The 16,243-nt window shown below is 67.6% G+C and carries 18 protein-coding genes; 9 read left to right on the top strand and 9 right to left on the bottom strand.

Going from position 1 to position 16,243, the window contains the following annotated elements; translation table 11 throughout:
• Window positions 1-3: 3 nt before the first annotated feature.
• From QH195_RS22365 to kdgD, 4 genes are all read right to left on the bottom strand, one after another.
• On the bottom strand, window positions 4-1,029 hold the full coding sequence (locus tag QH195_RS22365; protein ID WP_280423468.1) for an ABC transporter substrate-binding protein: 1,026 nt from the start codon (window positions 1,027-1,029) through the stop codon (window positions 4-6).
• Between the two features lie 20 nt (window positions 1,030-1,049).
• A complete protein-coding gene (locus QH195_RS22360) occupies window positions 1,050-1,907 on the bottom strand; it encodes an ABC transporter permease (protein ID WP_280436875.1) in 858 nt (285 codons plus the stop codon).
• Window positions 1,908-2,134: 227 nt separating this feature from the next.
• Window positions 2,135-3,763 (bottom strand): aldehyde dehydrogenase (NADP(+)), encoded by a 1,629-nt coding sequence (locus QH195_RS22355; RefSeq protein ID WP_432278408.1) that lies wholly within the window; start codon window positions 3,761-3,763, stop codon window positions 2,135-2,137.
• Window positions 3,764-3,795: 32 nt separating this feature from the next.
• Entirely contained in the window at window positions 3,796-4,722 is a 927-nt protein-coding gene (gene kdgD, locus QH195_RS22350; RefSeq protein WP_280436874.1) for a 5-dehydro-4-deoxyglucarate dehydratase, read from the bottom strand.
• Between the two features lie 115 nt (window positions 4,723-4,837).
• Here kdgD and QH195_RS22345 point away from each other — a divergent pair, with 115 nt between their 5' ends.
• Window positions 4,838-5,746 (top strand): LysR substrate-binding domain-containing protein, encoded by a 909-nt coding sequence (locus QH195_RS22345; RefSeq protein WP_280423471.1) that lies wholly within the window; start codon window positions 4,838-4,840, stop codon window positions 5,744-5,746.
• A 9-nt stretch (window positions 5,747-5,755) separates the two neighbouring features.
• Here the strand turns inward: QH195_RS22345 and QH195_RS22340 are convergent, their stop codons facing one another.
• On the bottom strand, window positions 5,756-6,700 hold the full coding sequence (locus QH195_RS22340; protein WP_280423472.1) for an SDR family oxidoreductase: 945 nt from the start codon (window positions 6,698-6,700) through the stop codon (window positions 5,756-5,758).
• 267 nt (window positions 6,701-6,967) lie between these two features.
• On the opposite strand from QH195_RS22340, the gene QH195_RS22335 reads away from it, so the two are divergent.
• The 5 genes from QH195_RS22335 (at window position 6,968) to QH195_RS22315 (ending at window position 10,093) form a co-directional block, all read left to right on the top strand.
• Window positions 6,968-7,807, top strand: coding sequence for a helix-turn-helix transcriptional regulator (locus QH195_RS22335; RefSeq protein WP_280423473.1), 840 nt, complete (start codon window positions 6,968-6,970; stop codon window positions 7,805-7,807).
• A gap of 108 nt (window positions 7,808-7,915) precedes the next feature.
• Complete coding sequence (locus QH195_RS22330) at window positions 7,916-8,038, top strand: hypothetical protein (RefSeq protein WP_280425100.1); 123 nt, start codon at window positions 7,916-7,918, stop codon at window positions 8,036-8,038.
• Between the two features lie 212 nt (window positions 8,039-8,250).
• Window positions 8,251-8,409 (top strand): hypothetical protein, encoded by a 159-nt coding sequence (locus tag QH195_RS22325; RefSeq protein ID WP_280436873.1) that lies wholly within the window; start codon window positions 8,251-8,253, stop codon window positions 8,407-8,409.
• 49 nt (window positions 8,410-8,458) lie between these two features.
• Window positions 8,459-9,040: a hypothetical protein gene (locus tag QH195_RS22320; protein ID WP_280436872.1), complete on the top strand. Its 582-nt coding sequence runs from the start codon at window positions 8,459-8,461 to the stop codon at window positions 9,038-9,040.
• Window positions 9,041-9,217: 177 nt separating this feature from the next.
• Window positions 9,218-10,093, top strand: a complete 876-nt coding sequence (locus QH195_RS22315) for an alpha/beta hydrolase (RefSeq protein ID WP_280436871.1) — start codon at window positions 9,218-9,220, stop codon at window positions 10,091-10,093.
• A 56-nt stretch (window positions 10,094-10,149) separates the two neighbouring features.
• On the opposite strand, the gene QH195_RS22310 is transcribed toward QH195_RS22315, so the two are convergent.
• The 3 genes from QH195_RS22310 to QH195_RS22300 form a co-directional block, all read right to left on the bottom strand.
• The gene (locus QH195_RS22310) at window positions 10,150-10,608 is read right to left on the bottom strand and encodes a DUF1707 and DUF4190 domain-containing protein (RefSeq protein WP_280425096.1); all 459 of its coding nucleotides are present in this window, start codon (window positions 10,606-10,608) and stop codon (window positions 10,150-10,152) included.
• Between the two features lie 142 nt (window positions 10,609-10,750).
• Window positions 10,751-11,881 (bottom strand): NADH:flavin oxidoreductase, encoded by a 1,131-nt coding sequence (locus QH195_RS22305; protein WP_280436870.1) that lies wholly within the window; start codon window positions 11,879-11,881, stop codon window positions 10,751-10,753.
• A gap of 30 nt (window positions 11,882-11,911) precedes the next feature.
• Complete coding sequence (locus QH195_RS22300) at window positions 11,912-13,411, bottom strand: DHA2 family efflux MFS transporter permease subunit (protein ID WP_280436869.1); 1,500 nt, start codon at window positions 13,409-13,411, stop codon at window positions 11,912-11,914.
• A 77-nt stretch (window positions 13,412-13,488) separates the two neighbouring features.
• On the opposite strand from QH195_RS22300, the gene QH195_RS22295 reads away from it, so the two are divergent.
• The gene (locus QH195_RS22295; RefSeq protein ID WP_280436868.1) at window positions 13,489-14,070 is read left to right on the top strand and encodes a TetR/AcrR family transcriptional regulator; all 582 of its coding nucleotides are present in this window, start codon (window positions 13,489-13,491) and stop codon (window positions 14,068-14,070) included.
• Window positions 14,071-14,095: 25 nt separating this feature from the next.
• On the opposite strand, the gene QH195_RS22290 is transcribed toward QH195_RS22295, so the two are convergent.
• On the bottom strand, window positions 14,096-14,578 hold the full coding sequence (locus tag QH195_RS22290) for a GbsR/MarR family transcriptional regulator (protein ID WP_280436867.1): 483 nt from the start codon (window positions 14,576-14,578) through the stop codon (window positions 14,096-14,098).
• 88 nt (window positions 14,579-14,666) lie between these two features.
• Here QH195_RS22290 and QH195_RS22285 point away from each other — a divergent pair, with 88 nt between their 5' ends.
• Window positions 14,667-15,482, top strand: a complete 816-nt coding sequence (locus QH195_RS22285; protein ID WP_280436866.1) for a class I SAM-dependent methyltransferase — start codon at window positions 14,667-14,669, stop codon at window positions 15,480-15,482.
• A gap of 202 nt (window positions 15,483-15,684) precedes the next feature.
• Window positions 15,685-16,125 (top strand): DUF6069 family protein, encoded by a 441-nt coding sequence (locus tag QH195_RS22280; RefSeq protein ID WP_280425090.1) that lies wholly within the window; start codon window positions 15,685-15,687, stop codon window positions 16,123-16,125.
• The last annotated feature ends 118 nt before the right edge of the window (window positions 16,126-16,243 follow it).

Here is a 16,243-nt window from a genome sequence, read left to right as displayed (position 1 = left end):
CTGTTACGGCGCTTGGACGGTCTCGTCGCGGTGAAGCGGTGCGAGAAAGTCGTTGGTGTAGATATCGGCTGGAGTGAGATCGCTGTCGGCGGGCAGGCCGAGGAATTCCCGGGAGATATCGATCATCTTCTCGACACCCGCGTCGTCCATGACCCCGAAGTTGTCCGCGGCCGCGCCGGTGCCCCAGTTCAGGGAGCATTGTTCGCGGATGGCGAGGGTGACGGTCTCGGTTTCGAATCCGCTGACCTCGTTCCGGAAATCCTGGGCGGCCTCGTCCGGATGCGCGCACGACCAGAGGAAGCCCTTCTGCATCGCCCGGTTGAATTTGCGCACCTGCTCGGGGTTGTGCGCGAGTTTCTCGTCGGAGACGACGATTCCGTTGCCGTAGAGGTCGATACCGATATCGGCCCATTTCAGCACGACGGCCTCGCGACCCAATGCGTCGATGGCCGGTTCGTCGGAGACGTACAGGGCGAGGTTGGCATCCCACTGCCCGGCCAGCAGGCCGGGGATCTTCGACCCGCTCGACGCGTGCACGACGTTCACATCGCCTTCGGCGAACCCCAGTTTGCTCATCGCGTACGGCCACATCGCGGTCATCGCGCCCGCGCCCTCGGTGGCGAGGGTTTTACCCCGGAGGTCCTCCCACCCTTCGATTCCGGTGTCACCCAGCGCGACGACGGCGTAGGCCGACCTGGCCTGCAGGAGGTTGACGTGCTTCACCGAAGCTCCCCGGCCCTGGCTGATGATGGTGCTGCCGAAATCGGCGAAGCCGGCGTCCACCTTGCCGGTCTCGACGGAGGTGACCGTATTGGTCGAACCGGACCCCGGCATGATGGTGATGTCGAGCCCCTCCGCCGCGAAGAAACCACGTTCGACCGCCGCGAAGAACGGCGCGTGCTTCGGTAGATAGCCGACGTCCATCATGAGGGTCATCGAGTTCTCCCCGCCGCTGCTCGTACACGCCGGCAGCGCGGCGACCAGGATCGCCCCGGCGAGCGCGGCAAGTTTTCGCCTCGAGTTCCGCATCCGAATCTCCGATCCCCTGGTCACTTGGCGTGGTTCTTCCACGGGACGAGCTTTCGTCCCGCGAAATCGACGATGAAGAACAGTGCCAGTGCGATGGCGGCCAGAACGATGAAAGCCGCGAACATCGAGGGCAGGTCGACCTGGCTGTTGGCCAGCAGAATCACATAGCCCAGCCCCTTGGATCCGGCGATGAACTCACCGACCACCGCGCCGCCCACCGCGAGCGAGATGGAGATCTTCGCGCCGGAGAAGATCGAGGGCAGCGCATAGATCATTTCGATCTTCGTCATCTTCTTCCACGACGACGCCTTGTTGATCCGCGCCAGTTCCTGCAGCTCGTTGGGGACCGAGCTGAGACCGTCGTAGGTATTGATCACGAGCGGAAAGAACGCGATCGCCATCGCGACGAAGGCCTTGGATTCGAAACCGAATCCGAACCACACGATGAACAGCGGCGCGAGGGCCACCTTGGGAATCGTGTCGATCGCGACGAGTGCGGGATAGAGGAAACTGCGAATCGTCGCGGAATAGTGCAGCGCCGCCCCGCACAGCACGCCCAGCGCCGTGCCGAGTGCGAAACCGGCCAGCGCCTCCTGCAAGGTGACGAAGGTGTTCGTCGCGAAATATTCGGGACGCTCCATCAGTTCGGCGAACGCCGAAACCGGTCCGACCAGCAGGAACTCCGGCGGATCGAAAACGACCACCAGAAGCTCCCACACCACGAACAGCCCGGCGATCCCCGCGACCGCCTTCGCCGCGGTGACGAGCGAATCGCGGCCCAACATCCGCGTCTTGGGCCGGGCCGGCTGCCCAGCACGGATCGCCGGCGCGGCGGTATGCGGGCGCGCGGCCTCCGTCTCGACCTCAGGAACGGTCATCGCGGGAACTCCCCTCGAGAGATGTGCAGGGTGCGGAGATGACCGCGAACCGGTTACCGGCCGGTCCGAGGCCGGGCAGCGTACGCCGACCGGATGCCGTGGCGAGGCGATGCGACCCCGCCGGCGACCGGCGACGTCGTGGTGCCGGGGTGGACATTCGAGATTTCATTGGATCCTCACAACATTGGAAGGGTGCGCCGACCGCGCTGCTCCGGCCGATCGGTATGTCAGCCGGTGGGCAGCTCGCCCCGGCCGACTTCGCCGTCGACGCGGCGCCACACGCCGAGCGGATTGTCGTCGCACACCTCGGCCGGCAACAGCGCCGCCGGCACGTCTTGATACGCGACCGGACGCAGGAAACGTTCGATCGCCAGCGTCCCGACCGATGTGCTGCGCGCATCGGTGGTGGCGGGGAAGGGGCCGCCGTGCACCATCGCGTGCCCGACCTGGACTCCGGTGGGCCAGCCGTCGAACAGGATACGGCCCGCCCGTTCCTCCAGGAGCGGCAGCAACGTGGCGGCCAGGGGATGGTCGGCGGTATCGGCGTGCACGGTGGCAGTGAGCTGGCCGTCCAGCGCCCGGACGGCCGCGCTCAGTTCGGTCGTGTCCGCGCAACGGACCAGCAGCGATGTCGCGCCGAACACCTCGGTCTGCAGTTGCGGATCCGCGATGAACCGGGCACCGTCGACCGTCAGCAATCGTGCGCTTCCGGCCGCGGCGCAATCGGGTCGCGCACCATGGGCGAGCTCGGTGACACCATCGAGCGCCGCGAGCGCCGTACCCGCGGCGGCGTAATGCGCGGCGATATCGCCGGTGAGCATGACAGCCCCGCTGTTCGCGGTGACGGCATCGGCCGCCGCCGCGGTGAACGCGCCGAGACCCGGGCCGTCGACGGCGAAGATCAGCCCGGGATTGGTGCAGAACTGGCCGGCGCCGAGCGTCAGCGATTCGACGAACGCGGCACCCAGGGCGGCGCCACGTGCGGCCAGGGCGGCGGGCAGCAACAAGACCGGGTTGATACTGCTCATCTCCGCATACACCGGGATCGGTACGGGTCGCGCCGCCGCCGCGGCGGCGATCGCCAGCCCGCCGGTACGGGACCCGGTGAACCCCACAGCCCGGATCCGTGGATCGCTCACCAACCGGGCGCCGATCTCGTTTCCGCTGCCGACGAGCTGGGAAAACGTCCCTTCCGGCATATCCGTATCGGCGGCCGCGTCCGCAATGGTCCGGGCGACCAGTTCCGCGGTTCCCAGATGCGCGGGGTGCGCTTTGACCACGACGGGGCAGCCCGCGGCCAGCGCGGACGCCGTATCGCCGCCGGCGGTGGAGAAAGCCAAGGGAAAGTTGCTCGCGCCGAACACCACGACGGGGCCGAGTGCGATCCGGCGCTGGCGGATATCGGCACGGGGGTTGTCGCCGGTCCGCCCCGGATCGATGCGTGCACCCTGCCAGGTTCCCGTGCGCAGTTCGGACGCGAACAACCGCAACTGACCGCTGGTGCGACCGACCTCGCCGGTGAGCCGCGCCCGGGGGAGCGCGGTCTCGGTATGTGCGCGCTCGGCCAGTGCGTCGCGACGCTCGTCGAGCAGGTCGGCGATGCGTTCCAGGAACCGGGCCCGTCGCTCCGCGGGCAGCGCCCGGAACTCCGGGAACGCCCGGTCCGCGAGGGCGCAGGCGCGGTCGATCTGCTCATCCGAGGCCGCACGGTAGACCGGTTCGACAACCTCGCCGCTGCGCGGATCGCTGCCCTGCACCTGTGCTCCGGTGCCCATGACGAGTTCGGTTCCGATGACCATGGCACCGGTCGGGTGGGGCTGGGGGCGGTCGGGCACGGGTGCCTCCTTCGGCTTCATCACTTATCGCTGGCGGTATGTATCGGACGTGCTCAGACGGTGACGGAGCGCGAGGTCTCGACGACCTCGTTCAACATCGCCATCTCGGTATCGTCCAGATCGGTCAGCGGCGGACGCACCGGACCCGCATCGTGCCCGGTGAGTTTCATTCCGGCTTTGACAACGCTGACCGCGTATCCCGCCTTCCGGTCCCGGATCGCGGTGTAGGGGAGCACGACCTCGTCGAGCAGGCGGCGCACGGTAGTCCGGTCGCCCGCGCGTACCGCGCCGTAGAAGCTCAGGGCGAATTCGGGCAGGAAGTTGAAGATGGCCGAACTGTAGGTGGTCACCCCCAGCTCCAGGTAGGGCAGTGCGAAGGTCTCCGCCGTGGGCAGCCCGCCGATGTACACCAGCCGGTCGCCGAGCCGGGAGTGGATGCGGGTGATCGCCTCCAGGTCACCGACACCGTCCTTGTATCCGATCAGGTTCGGATGGGAGTCGGCGAGTTCGGCGAGTGTTTCCGGGGTGTAGACCGCGTTCGCCCGGCCGTAGACCACCACGCTGAGCGAGGTGGCCTCGCAGACCGCGCGCACATGGTTGCGCAGGCCGTGTGCGGAGGATTCGGTGAGATAAGGCGGGAACAAGAGCAGGCCGTCGGCACCGGCCGCTTCCGCGTCCCGGGCCATTTCGATGGCCTGGGCGGTGCCGTATCCGGCCGGGGCAAGGATCGGGGTGGACTCCGGAGCGCTCTCGGTGGCCGCTCGCACCACCCGCCCGACCTCCTTCGGCGTCAGGGAGAAGAACTCCCCGGTGCCGCCCGCGGCGAACAGGCCGGCCACCTCGTACTTGCCGAGGCGGACGATGTTCTCCCGGTAGGCGGGCTCGTCGAACACCAGATCCCCGGTGAAATGGGTGACCGGGAACGACAACAGACCGGAGCCGAGCTGTTCGGCCAGTTCGGTCGGTGTGAGGGCGGACATCAGGGGTTCCTCCTGCGCATAACGGCTGTTCGCTAGTGAATGCGACCACAGTAAGAAACCCGAGTGATGCATGTCCAACACTCTTTTGGCATGCACCGATACCTATTATGAATCGGTGTTTACGCTGAACCAGCTGGAGAGCTTTGTCGCCGTGGCCGAAACCCTGCACTACGGACGCGCGGCGGAACGACTGTCGATCAGCCAGCCACCCCTGTCGCGCCGGATCCAGTTGCTCGAGCGCGAGCTCGGGGTCGAGTTGTTCGACCGGACCGGCCGCGCCATCCGGCTCACCACCGCGGGCCAGTCCTTCCTCGGTGACGCCCGCCGCATCCTCGGCCTCTCGGAACAGGCGACGCTGACGGTGCGGCGGGTCCCCACGGGCGAGACCGGAACGGTGGCGATGGGGTTCACGGCCTCCTCGGCGCATTCGGTTCTGGACGCGTTCGTGGCGGCTGCCCGCACCCGGCTGCCCGGTGTCGACCTGGTACTGCGCGAGCGGGTCTCCGGAATCCAGCTCGAGGAATTGCGCTCGGGCGAACTCGACCTGGTGCTGGTGCGGCCGCCGGTCCGCGGTGCCGAACTGGTGCATCGTCCGCTGTACCGGGAACCCCTGCTGGCCGCGATTCCGGCCGGCCACCCGCTCGCCGCGCCGGACCGCGCACTGCATGTGCACGACCTCGACGGCGAGCCGTTCATCATGTACTCACCGGCCGAGGCCCGCTACTTCTACGAGGTTCTCGTAGGCGTTTTCCGCAGCACCGGAATCGCGCCGCGTTACGTCCAGCACCTCAGCCAGGTGCACACCATCTTGGCCCTGGTGCGCGCCGGACTCGGGCTGGCACTGGTTCCCCGGGCAGCCGAGGCGTTCGGGCTGGACGGTGTTGTGCTGCGACCGGTTCACGGGATCGACGGTGAACCGGTCGAACTCGTCACCGCTTGGCGCGCCGACGACGACAACCCCGCGTTGCGTGCGATCCGGGAACTGCTGCTGGAGGTGGCCGATCACGGATTCTCGCGCAGCTGAATCCGTCGTTCAGGTGGTGGCGAAGGTGGTCTCGGTGAGCTGCTCGGAGGTCTCCCAGATGCGGGCGGCGTCCGCGGTGCTGCGCAGCGGCGGATACAGCCGCTGTTCGGCGGGCGGGCCGCCGAGGTGGCCGGGACCGCTGGGGCCGTAGAGCCGGCCGGCTTCGGCCGTGGGGTCGGTGGCTGCCATGAGGGCGGGCAGTGGAGCGGTATCGACGGTGCCGAGAAGGATGCCGCGGGCGGACAGCGCACGAATGAGGCGGACCCGGAGAGTGTCGCGATCTCGGCCGAGTTCGGGGCGGGCGGCCAGGAGGCCGGTCGGCGCCACGCCGGGGTGGGAGAGGTTGCTCGTGATGCCCCAGCCGTGGGCTTTGCTGCGGCGATCCAGTTCCAGACCGAACAGCCCGAACGCGATCTTCGACTGGCTGTAGGCCCGCTCCCCGTCGTAGCGACGCTCCCAGTTCAGATCGTCCCAGTTGATCGTGCCCCGCCGTGCGGCGATGCTGATCTGTGAGGTCACCCGTGCCCGGCCGGCGCTCAACAGCGGAAGGATATGGCCGACGAGGGCGAAATGGCCGAGGTGATTGGTGCCGAACTGCAGCTCGAAGCCGTCGGCGGTCGCCTGCCGATCCGGCGGGGTCATCACGCCGGCATTGTTGACGAGGAGATGGATCGGCTCCCCCTCCTCGCGGAGAGTGCGGCCGAGGTCCGCGACCGAGGCCAATGACGACAGATCGAGACTGCGCAGCGAGACCCGCGCATCCGGGTGGCGCTGCCGGATCCGCGCGACCGCCTCTTCACCCTTGCGTGGGTTGCGGACGGGCATGATCACCTCCGCACCGGCCGCGGCCAGCCGCGCGGCCAGCACCGCTCCCATCCCATCGCTGGCGCCGGTGACGAGGGCGCGTTTCCCGGACAGGCCGGGCACGGTGATGTCGACAGGTCGACGTGACATTTGCTGCTCCTCGTGTCGGTGTGGGTACGGCGTACAGGTATCGCCCGGAGCGTTCGCCGGTTCCGTGCCCCGGGGTACGTCCTAAGCCTGGTCCGAGAGAAAAGGGATATCCAGGACCTCCCGATCACAGGCTCGGCGAGTCGCCTCTCGGGCCGGTCCGGTGCCGGCCGACACCGCCGGCAGAACGTACCGGGGGATCGGCGATCCGTGGATACCGCAGCTCGCGGGCGGTAGAAACATGGCAGGACCCGAGAAAGAAGGAGTGCCGTGATCGATCGCACCGGACTGGCGGAGTTCCTCCGTACCCGGCGTGCCGCACTGCAACCCGAAGACGTCGGACTGCCGCGCGGCCCCCGTCGCCGGACCGAGGGATTACGGCGCGAGGAAGTCGCGGCACTGTGTCATATGTCGGCCGACTACTACTCCCGGCTCGAACGGGAACGCGGCCCGCAGCCGTCGCCGCAGATGCTCGTATCGATCGCCCAGGGATTGCATCTGTCGCTCGACGAGCGCGATCACCTGTTCCGTCTCGCCGGGCACAACCCACCGACCCGGGGCGTGTTCAGCGAGCACATCAGTCCCGGCCTGCTGCGCGTCCTCGACCGCCTGGACGACACACCGGCGGAAATCGTCACCGAACTCGGCGAGACCCTGCGGCAATCCCCGATGGGGGTCGCGCTCACCGGCGACCAGACCCGCTTCACCGGCCCGGCCCGCAGTATCGGCTATCGATGGTTCACCGACCCCGCCGCCCGGCAGCTCTACGCGCCGGAAGAACACGCGTTCCTCACCCGGATGTACGCTGCCGGACTGCGTGAGGTCGTCACCCTGCGCGGCCCCGATTCGCGCGCCGCCGAACTCGCCGAGCTCCTCCTGGCCGGCAGCGCGGAGTTCCGGCGGGTCTGGGAAGACCACGAGATCGGGATCCGCCCCCGCGACACCAAGCATTTCGTCCACCCCGAGGTCGGCGCCCTGGAGCTGAACTGCCAGCGGCTCGTCGACCCCGGCCAGGCGCACGCACTGCTCGTCTACACCGCGGTCCCCGGCAGCGAAAGCTACGACAAACTCCGGATGCTGTCCGTGATCGGGACACAAGCGCTCGGCTGACGGCGACCACCCCGCCGGCCCGGGCGCGGTGGTTGCCGGACTGGCTTTTTATTTTTTCTGACGTATGGTCGAGATCGGTCGGATGGAACTTCGGAAACAGGAGCGACAGTGGCTGACAAATCGCGCGGAAAATCGCTGAAAAAACCTTCGTCGACCATGAAGGAGCGGCGGGCCGAGAAGCGCGAGCGGCAGGAGAACTCGATGGTGATCGTGCGAAAGAGGAAGCGCTGAAGAAGATCTCGGCCGTCCGGCCGATCCGCGGCGGTGCCGGCCTCGGGGAGGTTTGGGGGCGGAATTGCTGTCGCACCCCCCGGCAGCCGTTGGAGAACGCTTTTGCTGATTATTCTGCCCGAACGGGTTTTGCAGCCTGTCGTGTCTGCAACTGAGCAACGCGTAGCGGTCGGCGGCGATCAGCCGTGGGAACTTTATTTCAGGAGTAATACATGAATACACCAGAAATTGCGGCCCGGAGAAAAAGAATCGAGCCGGGATTCACCACTGCCGAGATCAAGTCCCGGATAGAGGCGATGTTCGAGGGCCGGACACACGCCGCACCGGCAGACAGGAACGACAGTCGTGATCGCGACGAGAAAGAACCCTAGAGTTCGGGCTTTTCCGCGCCGGTGGCGTTATCCGTCATCTCCTCCGGCGATGGCGGTGGCCGGTGTACTGCCGGTCGTCTCGGGTCCGCCTGCCGGTCCGACCGAGGCAATCCTCACCGAGGTCAACCGCTGCGGTATCCCCGCGAGTTACGCAGGCGCACCTGGCGTTCCGCGTCAGCGGGCGGAGTGTGAGCGCCCAGCGACGCCACGGCCGATCACCATCGGGAGGCGGTCCGGCGCGCAAGCGATCGTCGTCGTCATCGATCGGTCGCTGCTGGAGTTCCTGGTCGGTGATTCCGGCTACGGCCCGCCGAACCGGCGGCTGCCGCTGCTGCGGTCGGCGCGCGTGCGCTTGTGCGAGAACCGGTTGTGCGAGAGGGTCGGCGCGACCGCGCTCACCATCGACGCCCGTCGCCTCCTCATCGTATGCGATGCCGGCCAGGCCTCCAGGGCCGAGCGAACCCGCGCGATCCGCTGGGTTCGCCGAGTAGCGCATCGGATCGGCTACGAATGCTCCATCGAGGGCCTGCCCACGCTCGGCACCGCGTACCTCGTCGTGGTCTCCGATATCGAGGCCGGCACGGTGGCACGGTCGGTCGTCGATTGGTACCGGGCCGGGGGAGCGCGGTGAACCCGGTTCGGCCACCTTGTAACATGCGGGACATGCTGTTGTTCTTCGTGCGCCTGCGCCCCGAGTAGTCGGCGCACTCCTCCGGCCCGTGGGGCCGGACTCTATTCCGTACCACCGAGAGTTGCGGGTAGACGTATCGCCGACGGGTAGTGAACTTCTACGCGAAGGACTTTCTTCATGTCGGCGTTTTCCTCTGTAACCGCCTCGGGCAGCCCGACTTTCGTGCTCGTGCACGGCTCCGGCACGAGCTCGTTCATGTGGGCTCCCCTGCAACGTGAACTCGCGTTGCTCGGGCACCGTTCCTACGCCGTGGACCTCCCCGGTCACGGTCTCGAAGCCCAGTACCCGGTGTCGTACCAAGCCCCGCAGGACCTGGACGCGCTCGCCGCCACGGCGTCGACGCTGGCCGGGGTGACTCTGGACGACAACGTGGACCGCGTCGCCGAGGTGGTGACCCGGTTGCACGAGCACGGTCCGGTGATCCTGGTGGGCGCCAGCCTGGGCGGGGTCACGATCACCGCCACGGCCGACCGGCTACCGGATCTCGTCGACGGGCTCGTGTACATCTCGGCGTGGGCGTGCACGACCCGGCCCAGCCCGGTCGCCTATATGTCCGAACCCGAGTTCGCGGACAGCCTGCTGCCCGGACTGGTTCCGTTGAACGTCGGCGACCCCGCCGTTCTCGGCGCCGGCCGCGCGAACTACCGGACAGCTGACCCGGAAATGCTGCGAACCTTGAAGGAAGCCACCATGGCCGACCGGTCGGACGCGGAATTCATGGCCTTCCTGAATATCCTGCAACCCGACGAGTCGATCGCGGTGATGGTCGCGCACGCCCCGGCGAACCCGGCTACCTGGGGCCGGATTCCGCGCACCTTCGTGCGGCTCACCGCCGACCGCTCCCTGCCGATCGCGATGCAGGACCGGATCATCGCCGACGCGGACGCCCTGACACCCGAGAACAAATTCGCGGTGCACACGCTGGATACCAGCCACGCCGGATTCATCCACCACAGCGGCGAGGTCGCGCGAGTGCTGACCCGGGCGGACTGATCAGGGCCGGTGGGCGGTGTGGTTTCGGGCCGGACCGCCCACCGAGGCTCCGCGGGTCAACTGAGGAGCCACCAGCCGATCACCACCGACCAGATGATCCCGAGTGCTGTACCGGCGATGGCGAAGCCCTTGTCCTCTCGCTCGGCGCCCATGGTCAGCGCGACCACGCCGAGTACCACCGCGGGTATCGCCGTTATTCCACAGAGGAATCCGAAGATTCCGAGTACCAGAGTGATGAGCCCGAGTTCGTGTTGTCGCCGGGCCGCCGGCGCGGGGTAACTTCCGTAGCCGGAGATATTCGGAATCATCGGGGAACCCGGCCGGGCCCAGGGTAATCCGGTCATCGTCCGATCGAGATCGGCCGCCGTCCGCGCGCTCAACGCGTGCCCTATGCGATCCGATAATTCGTCGGCGGTGATCCGACCGGCCTGGAAGCTCTGTTTCAGTGCCTCGACCGCATGTTCCCGCTCGGCATCGCTCACGAGGAAATGACCGCCGCCCCACTGTGGTTCCATCCTGTGCCTCCCCGTGGAACCGAAGTTCCGTCGATATCGCTGTGGAGTACATCCGTACTCACCCTGTGCAGGCGTATCCCGGGTTTCGGCGATTTCCCCGGCCGCGTTAACAGGACTGGGAGGTGGCGCGGGCGCGACGGTCCTAGGTAAGCGTTTTCTGGTGATCCTGCCGGTAGGGGATGTGTTCGTCGCTTCGCCCTTCACGCAGCTTCCGGACCCATTCGGGATCGGCGAGCAGCGCGCGGCCGACTGCGACGAGATCGAATTCCCCGCCCGCGTGCTGTTCCAGCAGCCGATCGATACCGGCGACGTTCGAATCGCCCTTACCGGTGAAGGTTGTCGTGAACACCTTGTCGAGACCGACGGAACCGACGGTGATCGTGGGCAGTCCGGTGATCTTCTTGGTCCAACCCGCCAGCCCCAATTCCCCGTCGGTACCGGGCAATTCGGGGAACGCCGGTTCCCAGTGCCTGCGCGTGGACGGGTGCAGGACATCGACACCTGCTTCGACGAGCGGGGCGAGCACGCGGGCGAGTTCGTCGGGTGTGGCCGCGATCCGCGCGTGGTAGTCGCTGGATTTCCACTGCGAGTACCGATACACGATCGCCAGCTCGGGTCCGACGGCCGCGCGGATCGCCGCGACGACCTCGGAGGGAAAACGGACGCGGGCCGCGAGCGAGCCGCCGTAGCCGTCGGAGCGGAGATTCGTTCGTTCCCAGAGGAATTGATCGAGCAGATAGCCGTGCGCACCGTGCAGCTCGATACCGTCGAACCCGGTGGCCTTCGCATTGACCGCGGCGGCGACCCAGGCGTCACGCAAGACGTCGAGGTCGGCGGAGGTGAGTGCACGACCGGCGGCGATACCGTCGAGGCCGAGACCGGACGGACTGACCGATTCGACCTCGGGCTCGAGTTCCGGCTCGTCCCCACGAGCGATACCGAGGTGCCACAGCTGCGGAATGATCTGCCCGCCCTCGCTGTGCACAGCGTCGACAACCGCTTTCCAGCCGGCCAGGCTCTGCTCCCCGTAGTGGCGCGGCACCGCGGTATCGGGCCCGGCGGCCGGGTCGGGGATGTAGGTGCCCTCGGTGATGATCAGCCCGACACCGCCCGCGGCCCGCCGCCGGTAGTACTCGGCGACATCGCTGGTGGGGACGCCGTCCGGCGAGAACATCCGGGTCATCGGCGCCATCGCGAAGCGATTGCGCAGGTGCAGTGATTTCACATCGAACGGCTCGAACAGGGCGTCCACGGGCAGGGATGTATCGGTCACGAGCGGGTGCAACGCCGCTCGCGCGGATGGCTATTCCGTCGTGTGACTGCGGCGACCCAGCCCGCGGATTCGTCTGCCCGGATGATCCGTGGGGCTCACCGGTGGCCGGAGGGTGCGGGCGGCGACGACCGCACCGGCCAGCGCGAGTGCGGCGGCGATACCGAATCCGAGGCTCCAGCCGGCCGTGACGGCTCCCGTTGTGGGCTCTCCGCCGGTGGTCAGATGCGCGGTTCTGGTGGCGCTTGCCGTGGTGAGAACGGCGAGACCGATGGCACCCCCGAGCTGCTGGCCGGCGTTGAACAGCGCCGAGGCGATGCCGCCGTCGGCCGGATCAGCTCCCGATACAGCGGCCGCGGTGAGCGGTACGAAGGCCGAACCCAAACCGAGCCCGGCCAGCACCACTGCGGGTAACACCGTATCCAGATAACCGGCGTCCGGTCCGATGCGCACCAGGAGGCCGACGCCCGCGGCAACCAGCAGCGAGCCCACGACGGCGAGCCGGTGAGCCCGCACCGACGCCAGTGGCCCGCCCGCCAGTCGTGCCGCGAGTGCGATGGCGACAGTCATCGGCAGGAACCCCAGCCCCACCTGCACCGGGCTGTAGCCGAGGACAGTGGCCAGGAAGATACTGAGAAAGTAGAACAGGGCATAGATCGCTACGCCGAAGATCAGGCCGGCCACGTCCGCTCCCAGCACGGAGCCGTTTCGTAACAGCCGCGGCGGAACCAGCGGATCGCCGCGGCGGGCCTGCAACACTCCGAATGCGGTCAGCATGAGGAAGGCGGCCGCCAGTGCGACGAGTGTCCCGGTCGAGCCCCAACCCTCGTCGGTGGTCCGGACCAGGCCGTAGACCAGCGCCATCAGGCCGCCGGTCGCGGTCAGTGTCCCGGCCACATCGATCCTGCCGGCCCGGTCGCCCTCTGCGGACGGCAAAACCACGACTGCGAGGCCGGCAGTTATGACGGCGACCGGGACATTGATCCAGAAAACCCATGGCCACGACAGTGCCTGGGTCAGCAGGCCGCCCAGGATCAGCCCGAGTGCTGTGCCGCCGGCGGTGACACCGGCCCACACTCCGAGAGCCGCTGTGCGTTCCCGGCCGGCGGGGAAGACTTTCATCAGCAACGCCAGCGCTGCCGGCGCCATCACGGCCGCACCGAGACCCTGTGCGGTCCGCGCCGCCACCAGCAGCGCGGCCGTATCGGCCCAACCGCCCACCAGCGAGGCGCCGGCGAAGGCAAGGCTTCCGGTGACGAACATCCGGCGGTGTCCGAACCGGTCGGCCAGCCGGCCGCCGAGCAGTAACAGTCCGCCGAAGGCGAGCGTGTAGGCGGTGATCACCCATTGCAGGTCTTGTAGTGAGAAGCCCAAATCGTCGCGGATGGCCGATAACGCGACGTTCACGATCGTCGCATCGACCACGACCAGTAGTTGGCTGCCGGCCAGCACTGCCAGTGCCCAGCGCCCGCGTTTTCGGATCGGTGCCGTTGGTGTCGGCGCCGGCTGGGCCGCACTCGCATCGATTGCCATGGATCGCCCTCCTGATCGTTTACTCAACGAGCGTAGAGTGAACTGCGATGTGGGTCAACGCGCGTAGAGTGAGCGTCATGGTGGATGCGGAACAGGAGCAGGTCTCCCGGGCGGAACGTCGTAAGCGAACCGAGGCGACGATTCTGTCGGCGGCGCGCAGGCAGTTCGCCGAACACGGCTTCGAACGCACCACGATCCGGGCGGTCGCCGCCGAAGCCGGAATCGACCCGGCGTTGGTCATGCAGCTCTTCGGCAACAAGGAGAAGCTGTTCGGTGCCGCGGCACATACCAGTGTCGACCTGCGCGAATTGGTCGAGTCGCCGGTAGAGGACCTGGCCGAAGCCGCCACGGCGCACCTGTTCTCAGGGTTCGAGGACCCCTCCCGGCGGGACAGCTCCGAGGCTTTGCTGCGCAGCTGTCTGACCCATCCCCTGGCGGGCCGGATTCTGCGTGATCAGGTCATGGCGCCGACGCAATCGGCCGTCGCCGCGACAATCGGTGGCGACGACGCCGAATTGCGGGCGGCGGTGCTGAACGCCTGCACGCTGGGCGTCACCATCGCGCGGTATCTGCTGGAAGTCCCGGCCATGGCCCACGCCGACCGAGACGACCTCGAGCGAATTCTCGAACCGGCTCTGCGCGCGCTGGTGGAGGGTTGATCCGCCGTCGCGCAGGGCGGCACCGCTAGCCGGACTCGTGTCCGGTCGCCTGCAGCCGCCGCCATTTGGTCATCGACTGTTCGATCTCGGCGCGCAGAAATGCGAAGAACCGGCTCGTCTCGTCCAGTCGCCGGCCGGCGGGGGAGTCGGGATCCAAAAGTGTGGTGCCTTCGTCGGCGCCCGCCTGCACCTGCGTGAGGACGGGGGTGGATCGGGTGATGTAGTGGCTCCAGGTGTGCCCGTGGATCCGGCAGAAGTCACGCCGGCTACCGGGTTCTCGGCCGCGCTCGACGAGTCGCACCTGCACCAGGTATTTGACCGCCCCGGAAATCGCCGGCGCGCCGACGCCGAGTTGCTCCGCGAGTTCGGCGGCCGACAACCGGCCGGAGTCGGTGACCATCAGTGCGGCGAAAACGCGCGCGGCCATCCGTGGCATGCCGGATTCCACCATGATCTGTGCGAACCGTTCCCGGAAGCCGGCGATCGCACTGTCGTCTGCTCGCGTCACCGCGACGGTCTCCCCTCGTTGTGTCCTCTGCGGGACGGTATCGTCTCATATTTCACGAAATTCGTGAAATATGTGTAGCGTAATCGGGGTGCGAGACACCGAACTTGTCGGAGTGCAGAAAACCGCCGGGCCCGTCCTCGAGGCCAAGGCGCTGGACAACCGGCTGCCGGACCCGATCCTCGGCGACGAATACGCCGAGGAGGTGATGCGCCGCCTCGATCCCGGCTACGACCGCCGCAGATTCGGCACCAGTCAGATGGGTCTTGGTGCTGTGGTGCGCTCCAAGGCTCACGACGACTGGGCCCGGAGCTATCTCGCCGATCATCCCGATGCCGTGGTGTTGCACCTGGGCTGCGGTCTCGACGCACGGGTCTATCGGATCGACCCGCCCGCCACGGTCGACTGGTACGACCTGGACTACCCCGCCATGATCGACCTGCGGCAGCAGTTCCTGCCGCCCCGCGACCACTACACCGCGATCGCCTCCAGTGTCACGGACCTGACCTGGCTGGACCGCATCCCGCGCGGCCGGCCTGTGCTGATGATCGCCGAGGGGCTGGTGCCCTACCTGACCGAGGACGAGGTCCGGCGCCTGCTGACCGGCATCGTCGATGCCTTTCCGGCCGGTCAGATCCAGATCGACACCGTCCCGGTCTGGGCCTGGCGCATCTCCGGATGGGATCCCACGCTGCGCAAATACAACACCCGGTTCCGCTGCGGCTTCGACGATCCCGCCTCGCCGGCCGATTGGCACCCGCGGTTGGAGTACGTCGACGAGGCACCGATGAACGACTCGCCGATACTGATGGCCAAAGCGCCCGCGAACGCCCGGCGCATGTTCCGCCTCTTGAACCTGGTGCCCGGGATGAAAAAGTCCACCCGCATCGTGCGGTTCCGGTTCTGAGCTCGCGGTCCGGTGCCTCGGAGGCGGTGCCCCGAACCGGCCGGATGCACGTTCGGGGGCCGGTCGAAATCGGTCGAGGCTTCCCGGGGCCGGCCTCGGCGACAGTGATCTGTGACACTCTGCGGCCCGATGGGATTGACCTGAATATTTGTTGAGGTTTCAGGATGATCTCACCCGAACTTCAGAACCTCAGGAGGTCATCATGAGCACTGCGACCGCTACCGCCGCCGGTACCGCCCGTATCCCCGCACTGAACCGTCCCGTCGCCCTCTTCGGCGCGATCGGTGCCGCGCTCGTGGCCAACATCATCGTCTGGCTGATCGGCGCGGCCGCCGGTGGTTCGTTCGAAACCACCAATGGCGACCAGGTGCAGAGCGTGGCCCCCGGCGGAATCATCATGATGACCGCTGTCCCGATGCTGATCGGTCTCGGCGCCGCAGTCCTGTTGTCCTACAGGTGGATCGGTGTGCTGCGGCTCGCCGCGGTGATCGGCTCGGTCCTCGCCGTCGCCACCATCGCCATGACCGTGAGCGCCGATTTCGACACCGCATCCACGGTCGCACTGTCGATCACCCACTTGACACTGGTCCCCGCCCTCGTCGTCGCCACCGAGGGGTTGCGCCGCAAGCTGATCGAAGGATGACGTACACAGATCAGCAGGGGCCTGCATCCAAGGGTGCAGGCCCCGTGACGGGGTGGATGTGCGGGGTCGGCCGGCGGGCCGGCGGCCGGTGCCCCGGCCCGCCCAGTACCCGGCCGGC

The sequence above is a fragment of the Nocardia carnea genome (assembly GCF_029868855.1).
In the GTDB taxonomy this organism is placed as follows: domain Bacteria; phylum Actinomycetota; class Actinomycetes; order Mycobacteriales; family Mycobacteriaceae; genus Nocardia; species Nocardia carnea_A.
Note: the sequence above shows the minus strand (reverse complement) of the source record. Positions and strands in the feature narration are given on the sequence as shown.